The sequence below is a fragment of the Desulfosarcina cetonica JCM 12296 genome (genome assembly GCF_001311845.1).
Lineage (GTDB): Bacteria > Desulfobacterota > Desulfobacteria > Desulfobacterales > Desulfosarcinaceae > Desulfosarcina > Desulfosarcina cetonica.
On record NZ_BBCC01000036.1, the window covers coordinates 25,919 to 41,220 of the forward strand.

Sequence of the window (15,302 nt, forward strand, 5' to 3'; positions counted from 1 at the left end):
TCAACCCACGGGTGTATGACATACCGGGGAAAGGGCCATGATCACCCCTCGCCCTCGGTAGCGACCGGTAAGGGGAATAAGTTCCAGATCGAAGGCGCTGCCATCCTTGCTGCGGGCGGAGATGCTGCGCTTTTCAAGCGCTTGGAGGCATTCCCCCAGGCTGGTCTCGACACCGTCGTCAAAACTCTCCCCGATGCCGCTGCCAATGGCCGGACATCGATCCGACCCCATTTGCTGGCGGGCGGCCTTGTTGACCATGACGACCAGCATTTCCGAACTGATGCCCAGAATCGGCAGCGGCAGCTCCTCGAGAATGGCATGGGATACCTGCAGGGCCTGGTTTTGGATTTTGAGCGAATGGGTCCGCTCCTGGACGATCGATTCAAGGTTCTCGTTCATCTGCTTCAGTTCTTCATTTTGCTGGTAGAGTTGGTCGTGCAGGGCTTTGTTGGCCTGGATCAAATCGTATTGTTCCAGCGCCTGACGGATTTCCAACTTCAGGTTGTGGTCATTCCAGGGCTTCAGAAAAAATTTATAGATATGGCCTTCGTTGATCGCCTCGGTGATGGTGTCCACATCGGTGTAACCGGTGAGGATGATGCGCAGGATGTTGGGATAGCGTTCGCGGACCTGTTTGAGGAATTCCGTACCGTTCATTTCAGGCATGCGCTGGTCGGAGACCACCACATGGACTTCATTTGCAGCCAGAATGTCGAGTCCTTCGCGGCCGCTGCTGCCGGTCAGCAGACGATAGTTTTCCTTGCGCAGAAGCCGTTTCAGGGCATTGAGGATATTCGGTTCGTCATCAATGCAGAGCACGGCGTGTGTGGGCGTTTGCATGGGATTTCAGCCTTGTTTGAAAAATTGGGTGGCATGATCGATTTCGGACCTAAGGGCCGGAAACCACGCGGCGGAGTCTTTGAGCAGCGCCACCATGGGTGCTTTGATGGCCGGCGGCAGCGTGTCGGTATCCAACTGGTAACCGACCCGACCCTCCATCAGGTTCACCAGGATATCGGCCACACGGACCAGACCGGCTACCGGTGGTGTATCCGCCCGATGGACCGCGTGGTGGTGGCCCTGAATCGACTTCTCCAGCATTTCCGGAAGCATCCAGCGCTTGGCGAGGTGGCTGCCGATGCGGGTGTGGGGCCAACTGTCCAGCGCTTGTTCCGCTGCGAAAAAGGTTATTCGGTCGGTCTGGATACGTTCCAGGATGGCGCTGAAGCGATCGGGGAAACTGTTGATCAACACCACCTTGCCGATGTCATGGACCAAACCGGCCGTAAACGCTTCTTCGGCCAAGGCCAGGCGGGTACGGTCGGCCAGGTGACGGCACATGACGGCGACGCCGATGGCATGAGACCAGAACGTGGTGATATCGAAACCCTTAAACGCGTTTTTCAGCGTGAGGGCATCAATGACGCTGATGGTCACCACGGCACTTTGCACGGTGCCGTAGCCGAGCAGGGTGATGGCATGACGCAGGCTACTGACCCGGTTCTTGAGCCCGAAGAAAGAGGAGTTGACCAGCCGCAGGATTCTCAGAACCATGGATGGATCACGTTCCAGAACCGTTACAAGCCGTTCGATGGGCGTCTCGATATCCTGCAGCATCCGGTTGATTTCCATGGCCACGGTGGGCAGGGTCGGCAGGTTGGTGAGGGCTTCCACCTTCCGTATCATCTGCTCCCGGTTCAAGGTCGACCTCCCTGCGGGGTATCCTCGCCGCCCTCCAGGGTGACCACCACCGCGTCAGCATCAAGCCCTGGTCGCCGAAGGTCAGAATGCTAGACAGGCTGTTGTCACTGATCACCGTGTCGCGTGTGAGAAGCAGGCGGCCGTCATTGAGCCGCAGGTCCTGGTTCAGGGTCATGCCCGCCTTCAGAAACCGGTAATCCAGGTGTTTGATCAGGCTTAGGGCGGCCTGGCTGCCGATGCAGTCCAAGAAGTGGCGTACCATGGCGCCATCGTAACGGATGTCGCTGTCTTGCAGGATGATCTTTTCGGCGATGGTTTGCCGCAGGCTGTCGTCCATGCGGAACTCGAGGTCATCTATAACCGCTTTGGGCAGATAGCGGCGGGCCGAACTGATCAAGGCATTGATCTCGTCGGGCCACAAATGACGGATCGTGCAATAGTCCGCGGCAATGGCCAGAATGCGGGCCCCCAGGGGAATCGCATCCCCCTTGAGACCTTCGGGAAAACCCGATCCGTCGATGTTTTCATGGTGGCTGCGGATGAATTCACCGACCTCCTTGAGGCCCTCCACCGAAGAGAGCGAGAGGGCCGCGATGGCCGGATGTTGGCGGTAGGCGTCGAATTCGGCCTTGTTCATGGCACGCTCGTCCTTCCGTAACAGGCTTTCGGCCATGCCGAGCAATCCGATGTCGTGGACCAACCCGGCCATCTCCACCCGATCCTGCTCGGCTTCGTCCAAACCGGCCGCCGCGGCGATCGCCCGGGCCAGTTGCGACGCCTCGCGCATGGTATGGCCCAGTGCGGGGTTGCTCGATTCCACCAGCGAAATCAACAGGCGAACGGTCTGCTTGAAGCTTTTCTCCAGGTTGACGTTGAGTGACTGGAGCATCTTGTTCTGGTATTTGAGCGCCCAGGTGCGTTCGTTGACCTTGGCTTCCAGGTTGTGGTTGAGTTCGGCCAGTTCGGCATTCTGGCGTTGGGTCAGCTCGGTGAGACGAATGTTTTCCCGTCGCAGTTCCACCTGCAGGAGGGCATCGCGGACCAATACGAGAATGTCCGCATCGTTCCAGGGTTTGGTGATGTAACGGTGAATTTTGCCCTTGTTGATGGCATCCACCACCGCGTCCATGTCCGAATAGCCGGTGAGCAGGAAGCGGATCGAATCGGGAGAGAGTGCGATGGATTGCTCCAGGAAACTGGCCCCGTTCATTCCCGGCATGCGCTGGTCGGAAATGATCAGCGATATGGGTGCCGCCTTCTGCTTGATCACCGCCAGGGCGTCTGAACCGCTCTGGGCCGTCAGGGTTTTGTATCCCTTTCGCCGGAAAAGGCGCTGCAGGGCACTCAGGATTGACGCTTCATCATCCACCAGAAGAAGTGTATGGGTTTGTTTTAATTCCATGGGATCGTCATTTCCCAACTTGGTCATGGCTGTCAGGCAGAAGCGGTCATGGCCGGGTCCGGACTGCCGGCTTCACCTGGATCGGCATCGGCGGGCAACTGGATGATGAAGGTCGTGCCTTTGCCCTTGGTGCTCTTCACTTGGATGTCGCCATTGTGCTTTTTGATGATGTTGTACGCGATATTCATGCCCAGCCCGGTGCCCTTGCCCACGTCCTTGGTGGTGAAGAAAGGGTCGAAAATACGGGGCAGGTGCTCAGGTGAAATACCGCGGCCGGTGTCACTGATACGGACCTCCACCATCTGGTCCACCAGTTCCGTTTCAATTGTGATTTCGCCGGATTTCTCGATGGCTTGGGCCGCGTTGACCAGAATATTCATGAAGACCTGGTTGAGTTGTTGGGGAAATCCGTACACCATTGGAAGATCGCCGAGGTCCTTGGTCACCGTGGCTTTGTATTTGATTTCATTGTAAACCACGTTCAAGGTGGATTCCAATCCCTTGTTGATGTCCGTTTCGGTCATGCGATCCTCACCCGGGTGGGCGAAATGCTTCAGGTCCTCGACGATTTTTTTAATGCGCTCGGTGCCCTCCCGGCAATCGGTGATCAGTTCGTTGACATCCTGCTGGATGAATTCAATGTCGATCTCTTCCTCCGTGGTTTCCGCTTGGTCGACCAAGCTGAGAACGGCTTCCGGGAGGGCTTCGGACGGCATGGCCTTCAATGCCGCCTTAAGGGCCTGATACACCTGAATCAGACGCCCCAGTCTTCCTGATAATCGCCGAGGGTCTTGATGTTGCTGCTCACAAAACCGGTGGGGTTGTTGATCTCGTGCGCTACACCGGCGGCCAATTGACCGATGGAGGCCATTTTTTCGGATTGCAGCATCTGGGCCTGGGTTCGCTCCAGGTTTTTCAGGGTACTTTCCAGGGTCGCATTTTTTTTGATCAACTCACTGGAAATCTTTTTGAGCTTCTGGTTCAGACCGCGGATCTCCTCGTTGCGCTGGTGAGCGTCGGTGATGTCCCGGGAAACGATGGTGACGGTCTGCACCTTGCCGTCTTCGCTCATGACCGGGATCAATGTTCGCTCTTTGATGACCTCCTGGTCGTCTGCATTGCGGAAACGGTCCAGGACCCTATTGGTACGACGGGTCTCAAAGGCTTCCTGTACCAGTTGCTGGAGGTTGCTGCGGTAAAATGTGTCGCCGGATTCTTCGATTAATTCGCAGCAGGGCTGACCCACGACTTCGGAGTAGGTCCCCCGCATGATTTTCATGGCCGCCTTGTTGATGGAGTCCAGGTTGATGTTTTGATCAACGCTGATGATCTCCTCGGTGAGCGCATCGAAGACGGTCTGAAGCTTGGTGCGGCTCCGGATCAGTTTTTTTTTGCAGGGCCTGGTGATTGTCTTCCAGCTGGATGATGCGTTTGCCCGTGTTCAGGCGGGCATTGAGCTCACGCAAGTCATAGGGCTTGGCCACATAGTCGTCGGCGCCGGCTTCGAACGTGGTCAGCACATCTTCCTTTCGGTCCTTGGCGGTCATGATGATGATATACGTGTAGACCGCCGTTTCGGTGTCGCGGATTTTCCGGCACAGGTCGATGCCGGATAATTCCGGCAGCATCCAGTCACTGATGACGATGCGTGGTTGATCCTGAACAAAACGTTCCCAGGCTTCGGCCCCGGTGCGCGCGGTGACGAGCTGGGCCTCGGTCTTGCTCAGATTCTTCTTCAGTAAGGCCAGGGAGACCGGATCATCTTCGACAATCATAATCTTCATGACGGACCTCCGTCTGCAAGTGGACTGCTCATGGTATTTCTTTTCGATTTTTTGGTGCCAAGGGTGCGACGTCCATAATAAATCGCGGATTGATGATTTCAGGCATGCTCAACCGCCAGAGCCCGCCATTCGTTCAGGCGGGTGAGCATGCCCACCTCTTTCAGGTAAACCGTGTCAATGCCGTCAACCGGGCTGTCATCGGTGGTGTGGCCTTCTGGGTGATGGCTCAGGACGCTGGCCACATGAACGGCGCCCAGAACATCGAAGTCCATGCTAGGGCATTGGCTGGGACGGTGATGAAATGCCACGGCCTCCACAATGGGGTGGGGCAATCCCCATAAGGCGATCAGATAGGCGCCGATCAGGTTAGGGTGGATTCCCCGGATTTCCATTTCGGTGGCATGATGGCCCGCGTCGGTGTCCAGCAGGGCGGCGAGCCGCTCTCTATCCGTGGCCGGCAGATTGGCAACGAGGATCAGTTTTCCCAGGTCGTGCAGCAGGCCGGCCATGAAGGCATCGTCCACGGTTTTTTGGGCCATGCCCACGGAAAGCGCGATCTCACGGGCCAGGATGCCGGTCTGCATGCAATGCGCGTAAACGTTTTTCAAAACCGCATCCGGGATACCGCTCTTGTCGAACTGGGCGAAGATACCGATGGTCAGCACCAAGGCGCGGATGATATCCATCCCGAGGAAAACGGCGGCCTCTGCCGGACTCGCGACATGGCGGGCGATGCCGAAAAAGGCCGAGTTGACCAGCTGCAGGATCTTGACCGTCATGCCGATATCCTGGGCGATGATCTCCCCCACGCGATGGATGGAGCATTCCGGATCATCGAGTGCCGCCATCACGCGGGTGTAGAGGTCGGGAAGTCCGGGCATGATGTCCATCCCCGCGATCTGACGTCGCAGGTCCGGATCGGCCAGCAGCTTGCTGAACGTGCAAGCACGCGCAATGACGGTCTTCAGGGTGTTCGTATCGCTGGGTTTGGCCAGATACTGGTGCGCCAGACGGGTCGTCTGCATGATCGCCTGCGGATCGGCATGACCGGAAAGAACGATGCGTACCATATGTGGATAATCGGCCTTTACCCGTGACAAAAGGTCGATGCCGTCCATATCCGGCATGGAAAGATCGGAGATGATGATGTCGAACGGCGAGGCGGCCAATGCATCGAGCGCCTGGCGGCCGCCGCCGACGAAGGTCATCGTCCACTGGTGGCGCATGCTGCGGAAGAGCCGCTGCAGTCCTTTCTGGATTTTTTCTTCGTCATCGACAAAAAGGATTCTATGGTTCATTGGGCCTCTCCTTGATCGGCGACGACTTCCAGGGGAAGGGCGATGACGAAAGTCGTTCCCTGCCCTTCGGTGCTTTCGAAGTAAATGGTGCCCTGGTGTTTGTCGGCAATCACCGAATGCGCAATGGCCAGGCCCTGGCCGGTTCCCGTGCCCACGGGCTTGGTGGTGAAAAAAGGATCGAAGACGCGATCCTGGATGGCCTTGGGGATACCGCCGCCGGTGTCGCTGAAGCGGATCTCCACCGTGTCGCCAGTTTGCCGGGTACTGATGCGAATGCGGCCTTTACCGGTTTTGCCGCCCTGGGTGACCTCCCCGATGGCATGGGCGGCATTGATTAAAAGATTCAGGAAGACCTGGTTGATTTCACCCGGCAGGCAGTTGACCATGGGTAAGTGAGGATTGAAATCGGTTTCGATGTCGGCCACATACTTCCATGCGTTGCGGGCTACGGTAATGGTGGTCTCAAGGGCTTTGTTCAACTCCACCGGCGATTTGCGATCCGACCCCGGATGGGAGAATTGGCGCATGGCGGTGACGATCTGGCTGACGCGCTGAATTCCTTCCAGGGTTTGTTCAATGGCATTGGGGATCTCATCGGCCAGGTAAGACAGATCCGCCTGTTCGATGGCGGCCTCGGCCTCGGCAATGATCGACGCGTTGACCGCATCCGCTTTAGCCGCCGCCAGCAGTTCGCCGTAAGTCGTCAAGGCGGCACGCAAATCGGTGAAGGCATCTTCCAGGAAGGCCACGTTGTCGCCCACGTACTGGATCGGGGTGTTGATTTCGTGGGCGATACCCGCCGCCAGCTGGCCGATGGCTTCCAGTTTGCGGGCCTGTTGCATCTCCCGTTCCTGGATGATTTTGTCGGTAATATCTTCCACCAGCATGATGGCGGCCGTTACCCGATCGTTGACATCGTGGATGGGCGAGGCGACACGCCGAAGATGACGCTGCCGGGCGTGAATGGTGGTTGTGGAAATGGACTCGACGCGTTTGCCCTCTCGCATGGCCTGCATGGCGGGGCAGCGGTTGCAAGGGGTTTCTAATGCCGGGGTGTTGAAGAACCGATGGCAGATGGCGGTTCCGTCATCACGCGCCTCCGGAAACCATTTGGCCATCTGGGTATTCATCCACAGAATTTCCATTCGCGAGCCGATGACGGCCACACCGGTACCGATATCTTCAACGATTTGACGGAATTTTTCTTCCGAGAGGCGCAGTGCCTCCTCCGCGGCCTTGCGTTGGGTGATATCCATGAGGACGCCGACGAGCCCCGCCGTCCGACCCTGGAGATCGTGATAAACGGACTTGTTGAACAAGATCCGGTGCGGCTGATTCTGCTGATCGATCAAGGTGGCTTCATAGGACAGGGGGCCACTGGAATTGCGCAGGCGGCGGTCCGTATCAACGAAAACGGCTGATTGGTTGAGCGGCAGGATGTCGTCGATGGTCTTTCCGACGATGGTTTCCCTGGCGACACCCATAAGCGCCGTAAAGGCCGCATTGCATCCCTGAAAGCAGCCGTTGGTATCCTTGTAAAAAATGGGTGTGGGAATCGCGTCGATGATGTGTTGGTGAAAAACGCGTTGGTCGTTCAGGGATTCGGTGCGTTGCTCGACCAATGCTTCCAATTGCTTCAGATGAACGCGTTTTTCCTGTTCCAGATGCGTGCGTCGAAGGGTGTTGTCGACATTGATCAGGAGGGCGTTGGCGGTGAACGGTTTGACCACATAGCCGTGCACGCCGATTTCCAGGGCATCTCTTGCCAAATTGGGGTCGTCGCTGGTGGAGACGATGATAATGGCCGTTTCGGGACAGGTTGTCCTGACATCCCTGGCCATTGCCAATCCCGATCCGTCCGACAAGTTGACGTTGCAAAGCAAAAGATCAATGGCGGTTTCGTTCAGCAGACGGTAAGCGCTGGCGGTATCCCCGGCAATACGGCAGTTGTAACCACGGCCGCTCAGTGCCTTTTCGGAGAAGCTTGCCCCTTGGGAGTCGTCATCAACAATCAGAATGGTTTGCATGGTCTTCTTATCTCTTTGCCGCGACCCGAATGCACCTTGGCTTTACATCGGGTTAACCGGATGGCCCGTATCCGACGGTCTGTTTTCATGATGCGAAGCAACGGCTTTTAAATCGCCATCCATCATTTGCCTCATCGGTCATTTGACGGCGAACTTTACACAGATATACTCGTTGCTTTACGGCCGGTTGTATCCATGGGCCGACCGGTGGGAAGATCTTGTCGGTAGATAATTGGCCCGGCCAAGGGCGTTGACGCAAGGCTTGCCGGCCCTTCTTGGAAACGCGCTTTGATCTCCCGAATTTCATCCTGAATGGCAAAAAACGCCCTGACCACATCGGGATCGAAATGAATGCCGTTGCCCTCGATGATGATGCGATGGGCCGTTTCGATGTTGAATGCTTCCTTATAGGGCCGTTTCGATGTCAGTGCATCGAAGACATCGGCCAGGGCGACAATTCTTCCCACCAAGGGAATCCGGCGGCCTTTCAGACCGTTGGGGTAGCCGCTGCCATCCCATTTTTCGTGGTGGGTCAGCGCGATAACTTCGCCCAGACGGACAAAGCCGATCGACGAGCCCCTGAGAATGGCGGCGCCGATGGTGGTATGGGTTTTCATGGTCTGCCATTCGGTGTCGCTGAGAGGCCCCTCTTTCAGCAGGATGCGATCGGGAATGCCGATTTTGCCGATGTCATGCATCGGTGCCGCATAGAGGATGGTTTCGACGGTTTTCTGCTTGAGGCCCATCCGACGCGCAATGGCTGCCGCATAGTGGCTCATGCGCTGAATGTGGGCACCGGTTTCGTTGTCACGATATTCGGAGGCGGTGGTGAGCCGCCAGATGACTTCCAGGGAAGCATCTTTCAACCGCTCCAATGCCAGGGCGAGTTGTGCCGAAGTGAGTGAGATCGTATGGTGGTAGTACTGCTGGTCGCTATGCATCTGGTCCAACACGCGCTTACGGTTCAGATGGTATTGGACGCGGGCGATGATTTCCGATGGATCGGCGGTTTTGGAGATGAAGTCGTCGGCGTATTCGCCCAAGGCCCGCGGCAGAATGTCCATGCCGCTGAGACCGCTGAGAATGATGATCGGAACATGCCGCATCTGTTCGACGACCTTAATCTTCTCGGCAACTTCAAAACCGTCCATGTGCGGCATGGAAAGGTCCAGCAGAACCAGATCCGGCGTCACCCGCTCAAGGTCGGCGAGTGCCTTCGGACCACTGTCGGCGAAGCAGCAGGCGTAGGGCTGGTGCCGGAAGATGCGGGCAACCATGCGGTGAATCGATGGATCATCATCGATCACCAGAATTGTCGCAGGATCATTGTTTGTACAGTTCATACATGCCTTGATCGGCTGAAGACAGAAGAACTTGATGGCTGCCGGGGCAAAGAATTGGATACACGGCTTTGGGCATGGTGCCGTGCGAGCCACGGATGGTTCGAAAGCCGCGTGACAATGGCTTCATTTCGTCATCCCATGGCTTTTGGATATAGCTGAAGACATGCCCTCTGTTGATCGCCTCAACGGCCGATTGAAGGTTGGCGTGTCCGGTCAATACCATCCTGATGGCATCCGGTTGTGCGGACTTTGTTTTTATCAGAAAATCGATGCCGTTCATTTCCGGCATCCTGAGATCGGAAATAATCACCGCCGGCTGCATCGCTTTGATGGCATCGAGTGCCCGCAGGGGGGAATCATAGTTCACCAACGCAACCGGCTCATGGCGCAACAGCCGTTTGATGGCCTTCAAGTTGGTCGCTTCATCGTCAACATAAAGCACAATGTCTTTGGGGGGCGCATCCATTTACCACAATCCTTTGGTTATAGGATTTTGTCAAAAATCACGGGATTGTGTAGAGCAATCAGCATGCCAGTTGTCAGGATGGGGTTGAAGCGGTGGAAATGGCCCCATTCCATTGCCGTGGTCGCCGACATATGTCAATTTGACCGATGCGGACAATCAATTTGGGATATCGGAACATGGGTGCACGCCGATGATGGTCTGACTGGAAGCTTCCCGTCCGTCGGGGTCAACCGTTCAAAAGCTGCCGGACCATGGCGACGAATTGTTCCCGATCGATCGGTTTGGGGATAATCCGGTCGGCACCGATTCGCTGGGCTTCTTCAAGATAAGCGTCCGACGTCAATACCAGACCTCCCGAAATAGCCACCACCTTGGCGTGGCAATCATTTTTCTTCAGCTCCGCAATTGTTGTGAGGCCGTCTTGTTGCGGCATGATGATATCGATGACGACGAGATCAATGGTTTGGGTTTGGATATGTTCCATGCACTCGATACCATTTTTCGCCTCGATAACCGTTATGCCTTCCCTCTGGAGCGTTTTACAAAGGAGTTTGCGGATTCCTGGGTCGTCATCGACAATCAGTACTGTGCTCATGGGCTATACCCCCTATTCATATTCATAATTCATAAATGTTCGTGTTGTTGAAATCCATATGGGGTGATCATTCCATTGGCAGCGACGAAGTGGGTGAAATGGCGGCGGCGAAGTGGGTGAAAACGGATTTCAGCGAGCTGGCTTAATTTACACCTCCGATGAAACCTTTGACAAGGAATTGTTCTCGGGCGGGAGAGATTGCCGCATGCTTGGCGACAGCGACGCGTCTGACGTCAAGCACGGGAACACCTGGGCCGGTGGGTCGTTGCCGATCACAGTCGATTCGGCGGTTTACAGGATGAGAAAAAAGGGGTAGGTAAAATGTCCCATGAATGGCCTGTAGGCCGTTTCCCACATATTCCAGGTCCATCGCACGGGGCTGGAACCGGCTTTCCAACATGAACAAGGAGGAAGTGATGGAAGCGCTGCTGATCATGATCGTGGCATTTGTCGGCTATATCATGATGTATCGGATTTACGGACATTACATCGGCGGAAAAATCTTCAAACTGTCGGCTGCCGCCGTCGTGCCGTCCGTGACGATGGAGGACGGCATTGACTATGTGCCCACCAAGAAGGAAATTATTTTCGGCCATCATTTTACATCGATTGCGGGAACGGGGCCCATCGTCGGCCCGGCCATTGCCATCATTTGGGGATGGCTGCCGGCACTGATATGGGTGTTCGTGGGCAGCGTGGTGATGGGTGCCGTGCACGATTTTGGCGCGCTGATCATCTCCATGCGTAATCAGGGCAAGTCCATCTCCGATTTCACGGCCAAATACGTCAACAGCCGTACCCGTTTCCTTTTTTTCCTGATCGTGTTCCTGGAGCTGTGGATCGTGATTGCCGTGTTCGGCCTGGTGATCGCCATCATCTTTGCCATGTATCCCCAGTCGGTGATGGCCGTGTGGGTCGAGGTGCCGATTGCCATGATTTTGGGATATCTGGTCTACCGCAAGAACAAAAGCGTGATCGGCCTTTCCCTATGGGCGGTGCTGGTCATGTATGCCTTCGTTTTCCTGGGCCCCTACCTGCCGATCAAGATGCCCACCGTTTTGGGGATCCCGGCCACCGGGGTGTGGACGATCATTCTTCTGGCCTATGGTTTCATCGCCTCGGTCCTGCCCGTGACGGCGCTCTTGCAACCGCGCGATTTCATCAACTCCCATCAGCTGGTCATCGCCATGGGCTGATGATCCTGGGCGTTTTGGGGGCGGCCTTTGGCGGGCATCTGGAGATGGTTGCTCCGGCCGTCCAGCTCACGCCGGAAAAGGCGCCCTCCATGTGGCCGTTTCTCTTCATCACGATTGCCTGCGGGGCCATCTCCGGCTTTCACGCCCTGGTCTCGTCGGGGACCTCGGCCAAGCAGGTCCGCAGTGAGCATGATGCCTTGTTCGTCGGCTATGGATCGATGCTCATGGAAGGTGCCCTGGCCACCCTGGTGATCGTGGCCGTGGCCGCCGGTATCGGCATGGGCTACACCACCAAGGCCGGCGAGACCTTGACCGGCGTGGCCGCCTGGACGACCCATTATTCGTCATGGGCGGCGGCGGCCGGCCTGGGGTCCAAGATTTCGGCCTTTGTGGATGGGGCGGCCAACATGATTAACACCCTGGGAATTCCCAAGCAGTTCACCCTGGCGATCATGGCGGTTTTCGTGGCCTCCTTTGCCGGCACCACCCTGGACACGGCCACGCGTATTCAACGTTATGTTCTCAGTGAACTGTTCATCAGCTTCAAACTTGATTTTCTCACGGGAAAATACACGGCCACCGCCATTGCCGTGGGCAGCGCGATGATCCTGGCTTTCGCCACGGGTGCCAGCGGAAAGGGCGCGCTCAAACTTTGGCCGCTTTTCGGGGCGGTCAACCAGACGCTGGCGGCCCTGGCCCTGATTATCATCACCGTCTATCTCAAAACCCAGGGCGGGGTGAAATGGCTGGTGGCCGGCATCCCCGCCATCTTCATGTCGGTGATGACCCTCTGGGCGGCCGTATTGAACCAGTTGCAGTTCAACAACGCCCACAACCTGCTGCTGGAAACGATCAATGCGATCATCATCGCCATCGCCGCCTGGATTCTTCTCGAAGGCATCATCAAGTTCTTCAGCACCGAGGGCGATTCCGATCAACCCATCGAAACCGCTCCGGTGCTTTGATACCCGGCCCATGGCCGGTCTGCCGTCGCCTGCCGGGCATGCGCGGCAGATCACCATGGGCGGACGCTCATCGGAAACGGGAAGACCATGCAGATCAGACTGCGGAAATTCTATTTTCGGATATTGCTTCCGCCGGTGGCCGGTCTGGCAGTACTGCTGGCTCTTCGCGCGGGGCATCTGATCCAACCGGTTGATCTCGATCGGGGACGGCAGCTGGCCCCTTGGCTGTTTTTGTTGGCGATCGTTCTGGCCGTGGCGGCGCCGGTCTATTTGCGGGCCAGCTTTGCCCATCGGATGCGCAAGGCGCATCAAACGCCATCGAGCGATTTTTATGGCTTCCAGCGGCGGCTGATCGGCATATCCCTGGCCAGTGTGTATCTCCTGCCCGTGATTGGTCTGGTCCAACTGTCGCAGTTTTACCAGAGTGGGGTTGTTTTGGCGGCCCTGTACGCCATTTACTACCAATATCCATCCCTGCGCCGGCTGGCCTTTGACCGGCGCCTGTTCCGGGTGCTTCCATGAGATCGACCCTCCAACGTTTGAAGGATAAGATGGCGGAACTGTGGCACGTGGCCGACCAGGTCGCCCGTGGCCAGGCGGTGGAGACCCTCGAACATGAGGTCGGTGAACTGAACCATATCTTCGCCCTCTTGGTTCTGGGCGTTTTTGTGGGTTTGCCTGCGCCGCCGGTGCAGCTCACCCTGGAGCTGATGCCCGAGATGGAGACCGAATTGCAGCTGATGCTCGACAAGGTGACGGCCGCCCATGACCCGCTGGGGGAGTTGTTCTCCGTATTGGGCATTGATTGATGAGATCCAGCCACACCGTATCTCCTATCATTCACTTCTTCGTCGGTAAGGGCGGTGTCGGCAAATCGACCACATCGGCCCTTACGGCATTGCATTTGGCCCGTTGCGGTTGTCCCACTCTGCTGGTTTCCATGGATCCGGCCCATAATCAGTGCGACCTTTTCGAAAGTACGTTTTCCGAGAAACCCCGCTGCATCACCGACGGGCTGTGGGTCAAGGAGGTTGATGCCGACTTCTGGATCACGCGTTATCTCAAGGAAACCCAGGCCCAAATCCGCCGGACCTACATCTATGAGAGTGCTTTCAATCTGCAGAAGCATTTCAAGGTGATTCGATTTTCTCCCGGCCTTGAAGAGTATGCTCTTTTGCTGGCCTTTGAAAATGTGCTCTCACAGGCCACGGACAAGCACGCCCTTGTTTTCGATATGGCCCCGACGGCGCTTTCCCTGCGGTTTTTTCGCTTCCCGGGGTTTCGTTGACCTGGCTGGACGAACTGCTCCGTCTGCGCGATCTGATCTGCCGCAAAAAAGAAATCGTATCGAAAATCCGCCTGGGCAAGATAACCTTGGAGCAGGATCGCGTGAAACAGAAACTGGGCAGCCTGCATGCGCGGCACGAGGCGTTGCGGGCGCGTTTTTTGGACAGCCAAACCCACGTTCATTTGGTGATGAACAGTGACCGGTTGTCCCTTGCCGAGGCGCTGCGCATCCGCGGACGGCTGACGGATATGGACATCGCCATCGACAAGGTGGTGGTCAACAAGGTGAGGCCCGGGAGCGACATCAATGCTATCGAAAGGTCCTTTGCGGCGGAGCACCTGTCAACGTTGCCGCTGGCCGACGGTGATCTTGTGGGGATGGCAGCCCTCAAGGCCTATCTGGACGCCCATGGGGAGGTGTTTGCGCATTTCAGGCCGAGCGGGTGAATTCACGCATCACGGTGGTGGCATAGGCGCCGGACGGCAACGTGAAGGCGAATTGAAGCCCGTCGTCCACCGGGGCGATCTCAAGATCGGTCAGCTCCAGGATGGCCTCCCGGCGCGATCCGGGTGCCGAAAGGGTTTGAAATCCGCCAGGGCCAGGCCGAAACGGTCGAGCAGGGCCATTTCCCGCTCGCCGGCTGCCGCCTGGGCGGGCTTCATCTTGAAACCGTAAATCGGGCCGGTGTAGGTGATCTCGCCTCTATCGAAGCGTTCGGTGTCCACGTCGAGGTCTTCCACGCAGAACATGCCGCCCGTGTCGGTCTTCTTCACGATGTCGCCGTTCAACAGCCGCCGGTAGTTGCCGTTTTCCATGCGCAGGCGCAGCCAGATGTTGAACAGGGCCGATTGTACCGCCGAAATCAGGAAGGCATCCTTGCGGCCTTTGCGGCCGGGAGAAAAGAGGGCGAGCCCGTCCTGAATGTTGCGCATGCCGTGACCGAAACGCTGGGGACCGTAGAAGTTCGGCACCCCGGTCGCTTTCAGCCGCTGGGCAATGGCCTGGGCGCGGGGCAGGGCATCGGCGCAGGGTGCGCTGACCACGATGGTGAAATGGTTGGACGCCACATGGCCGGTCTTGATCTTGTTGCGATGGCGCTGCATGTCGAGAATCTCGAAGGGCAACTCGGCCAGGGCCTTTTGAACGGTGTCCAACGGCGCTTTTACCCCGCAGCGGAAAGAGAGGGTTTGCACGACCACGGCGGTGCGGTCCTTGCGGCCGCCCCAACCCACGTCGG

At 57.1% G+C, this 15,302-nt stretch carries 15 protein-coding genes and 2 pseudogenes; 5 read left to right on the forward strand and 12 right to left on the reverse strand.

Annotated elements, in window-relative coordinates; all coding sequences use genetic code 11:
- The 11 genes from JCM12296_RS10735 to JCM12296_RS10785 all read right to left on the reverse strand — a co-directional run bounded on the left by JCM12296_RS10735 (window position 1) and on the right by JCM12296_RS10785 (window position 10,616).
- On the reverse strand, window positions 1–840 hold the full coding sequence (locus tag JCM12296_RS10735) for an ATP-binding response regulator (protein WP_054692512.1): 840 nt from the start codon (window positions 838–840) through the stop codon (window positions 1–3).
- Between the two features lie 6 nt (window positions 841–846).
- A complete protein-coding gene (locus tag JCM12296_RS10740) occupies window positions 847–1,674 on the reverse strand; it encodes an HDOD domain-containing protein (protein ID WP_172683847.1) in 828 nt (275 codons plus the stop codon).
- Complete coding sequence (locus JCM12296_RS10745) at window positions 1,562–3,103, reverse strand: HD domain-containing phosphohydrolase (RefSeq protein WP_172683848.1); 1,542 nt, start codon at window positions 3,101–3,103, stop codon at window positions 1,562–1,564. The genes JCM12296_RS10740 and JCM12296_RS10745 overlap by 113 nt, the downstream gene beginning before the upstream one ends.
- 32 nt (window positions 3,104–3,135) lie before the next feature.
- The gene (locus JCM12296_RS10750; protein ID WP_157067529.1) at window positions 3,136–3,819 is read right to left on the reverse strand and encodes a sensor histidine kinase; all 684 of its coding nucleotides are present in this window, start codon (window positions 3,817–3,819) and stop codon (window positions 3,136–3,138) included.
- Window positions 3,820–3,857: 38 nt separating this feature from the next.
- Window positions 3,858–4,511, reverse strand: coding sequence for a PAS domain-containing protein (locus JCM12296_RS44140; protein WP_083456047.1), 654 nt, complete (start codon window positions 4,509–4,511; stop codon window positions 3,858–3,860).
- Window positions 4,420–4,887: a response regulator gene (locus JCM12296_RS10760; RefSeq protein ID WP_054692531.1), complete on the reverse strand. Its 468-nt coding sequence runs from the start codon at window positions 4,885–4,887 to the stop codon at window positions 4,420–4,422. The genes JCM12296_RS44140 and JCM12296_RS10760 overlap by 92 nt, the downstream gene beginning before the upstream one ends.
- A 98-nt stretch (window positions 4,888–4,985) precedes the next feature.
- Window positions 4,986–6,185: a response regulator gene (locus JCM12296_RS10765; RefSeq protein ID WP_054692533.1), complete on the reverse strand. Its 1,200-nt coding sequence runs from the start codon at window positions 6,183–6,185 to the stop codon at window positions 4,986–4,988.
- The gene (locus JCM12296_RS10770) at window positions 6,182–8,212 is read right to left on the reverse strand and encodes an ATP-binding protein (protein ID WP_054692536.1); all 2,031 of its coding nucleotides are present in this window, start codon (window positions 8,210–8,212) and stop codon (window positions 6,182–6,184) included. Before JCM12296_RS10770 ends, JCM12296_RS10765 begins: the two co-directional genes overlap by 4 nt.
- A 155-nt stretch (window positions 8,213–8,367) precedes the next feature.
- A complete protein-coding gene (locus JCM12296_RS10775; protein WP_083456048.1) occupies window positions 8,368–9,555 on the reverse strand; it encodes an HD domain-containing phosphohydrolase in 1,188 nt (395 codons plus the stop codon).
- Complete coding sequence (locus JCM12296_RS10780; protein WP_054692537.1) at window positions 9,536–10,021, reverse strand: response regulator; 486 nt, start codon at window positions 10,019–10,021, stop codon at window positions 9,536–9,538. The genes JCM12296_RS10775 and JCM12296_RS10780 overlap by 20 nt, the downstream gene beginning before the upstream one ends.
- Before the next feature lie 226 nt (window positions 10,022–10,247).
- Window positions 10,248–10,616, reverse strand: coding sequence for a response regulator (locus tag JCM12296_RS10785; protein WP_054692539.1), 369 nt, complete (start codon window positions 10,614–10,616; stop codon window positions 10,248–10,250).
- 416 nt (window positions 10,617–11,032) lie between these two features.
- Here JCM12296_RS10785 and JCM12296_RS44145 point away from each other — a divergent pair, with 416 nt between their 5' ends.
- The 5 genes and pseudogenes from JCM12296_RS44145 to JCM12296_RS44155 all read left to right on the forward strand — a co-directional run bounded on the left by JCM12296_RS44145 (window position 11,033) and on the right by JCM12296_RS44155 (window position 14,511).
- On the forward strand, window positions 11,033–11,812 hold the full coding sequence (locus JCM12296_RS44145; RefSeq protein ID WP_281491972.1) for a carbon starvation CstA family protein: 780 nt from the start codon (window positions 11,033–11,035) through the stop codon (window positions 11,810–11,812).
- A complete protein-coding gene (locus tag JCM12296_RS47335; RefSeq protein WP_281491973.1) occupies window positions 11,812–12,777 on the forward strand; it encodes a carbon starvation CstA family protein in 966 nt (321 codons plus the stop codon). Before JCM12296_RS44145 ends, JCM12296_RS47335 begins: the two co-directional genes overlap by 1 nt.
- Before the next feature lie 87 nt (window positions 12,778–12,864).
- A complete protein-coding gene (locus JCM12296_RS10795; protein WP_054692541.1) occupies window positions 12,865–13,299 on the forward strand; it encodes a hypothetical protein in 435 nt (144 codons plus the stop codon).
- On the forward strand, window positions 13,296–13,586 hold the full coding sequence (locus JCM12296_RS10800; protein ID WP_213182396.1) for a DUF7990 family protein: 291 nt from the start codon (window positions 13,296–13,298) through the stop codon (window positions 13,584–13,586). Before JCM12296_RS10795 ends, JCM12296_RS10800 begins: the two co-directional genes overlap by 4 nt.
- Window positions 13,586–14,511: pseudogene (locus JCM12296_RS44155) on the forward strand (ArsA family ATPase). Before JCM12296_RS10800 ends, JCM12296_RS44155 begins: the two are co-directional and overlap by 1 nt.
- Here the strand turns inward: JCM12296_RS44155 and truD are convergent.
- Window positions 14,495–15,297: pseudogene (truD, locus tag JCM12296_RS10815) on the reverse strand (tRNA pseudouridine(13) synthase TruD). The pseudogenes JCM12296_RS44155 and truD sit on opposite strands and share 17 nt — an antisense overlap.
- Window positions 15,298–15,302 lie beyond the last annotated feature (5 nt).

What these genes read in the sequence shown, in the direction of transcription:
- JCM12296_RS10735 (WP_054692512.1), bottom strand. Translation starts at nt 840, where the DNA reads ATGCAAACGCCCACACACGCCGTGCTCTGCATTGATGACGAACCGAAT.
- JCM12296_RS10745 (WP_172683848.1), bottom strand. Translation starts at nt 3,103, where the DNA reads ATGGAATTAAAACAAACCCATACACTTCTTCTGGTGGATGATGAAGCG.
- JCM12296_RS10750 (WP_157067529.1), bottom strand. Translation starts at nt 3,819, where the DNA reads ATGCCGTCCGAAGCCCTCCCGGAAGCCGTTCTCAGCTTGGTCGACCAA.
- JCM12296_RS10760 (WP_054692531.1), bottom strand. Translation starts at nt 4,887, where the DNA reads ATGAAGATTATGATTGTCGAAGATGATCCGGTCTCCCTGGCCTTACTG.
- JCM12296_RS10765 (WP_054692533.1), bottom strand. Translation starts at nt 6,185, where the DNA reads ATGAACCATAGAATCCTTTTTGTCGATGACGAAGAAAAAATCCAGAAA.
- JCM12296_RS10770 (WP_054692536.1), bottom strand. Translation starts at nt 8,212, where the DNA reads ATGCAAACCATTCTGATTGTTGATGACGACTCCCAAGGGGCAAGCTTC.
- JCM12296_RS10775 (WP_083456048.1), bottom strand. Translation starts at nt 9,555, where the DNA reads ATGAACTGTACAAACAATGATCCTGCGACAATTCTGGTGATCGATGAT.
- JCM12296_RS10780 (WP_054692537.1), bottom strand. Translation starts at nt 10,021, where the DNA reads ATGGATGCGCCCCCCAAAGACATTGTGCTTTATGTTGACGATGAAGCG.
- JCM12296_RS10785 (WP_054692539.1), bottom strand. Translation starts at nt 10,616, where the DNA reads ATGAGCACAGTACTGATTGTCGATGACGACCCAGGAATCCGCAAACTC.
- JCM12296_RS44145 (WP_281491972.1), top strand. Translation starts at nt 11,033, where the DNA reads ATGGAAGCGCTGCTGATCATGATCGTGGCATTTGTCGGCTATATCATG.
- JCM12296_RS47335 (WP_281491973.1), top strand. Translation starts at nt 11,812, where the DNA reads ATGATCCTGGGCGTTTTGGGGGCGGCCTTTGGCGGGCATCTGGAGATG.
- JCM12296_RS10795 (WP_054692541.1), top strand. Translation starts at nt 12,865, where the DNA reads ATGCAGATCAGACTGCGGAAATTCTATTTTCGGATATTGCTTCCGCCG.
- JCM12296_RS10800 (WP_213182396.1), top strand. Translation starts at nt 13,296, where the DNA reads ATGAGATCGACCCTCCAACGTTTGAAGGATAAGATGGCGGAACTGTGG.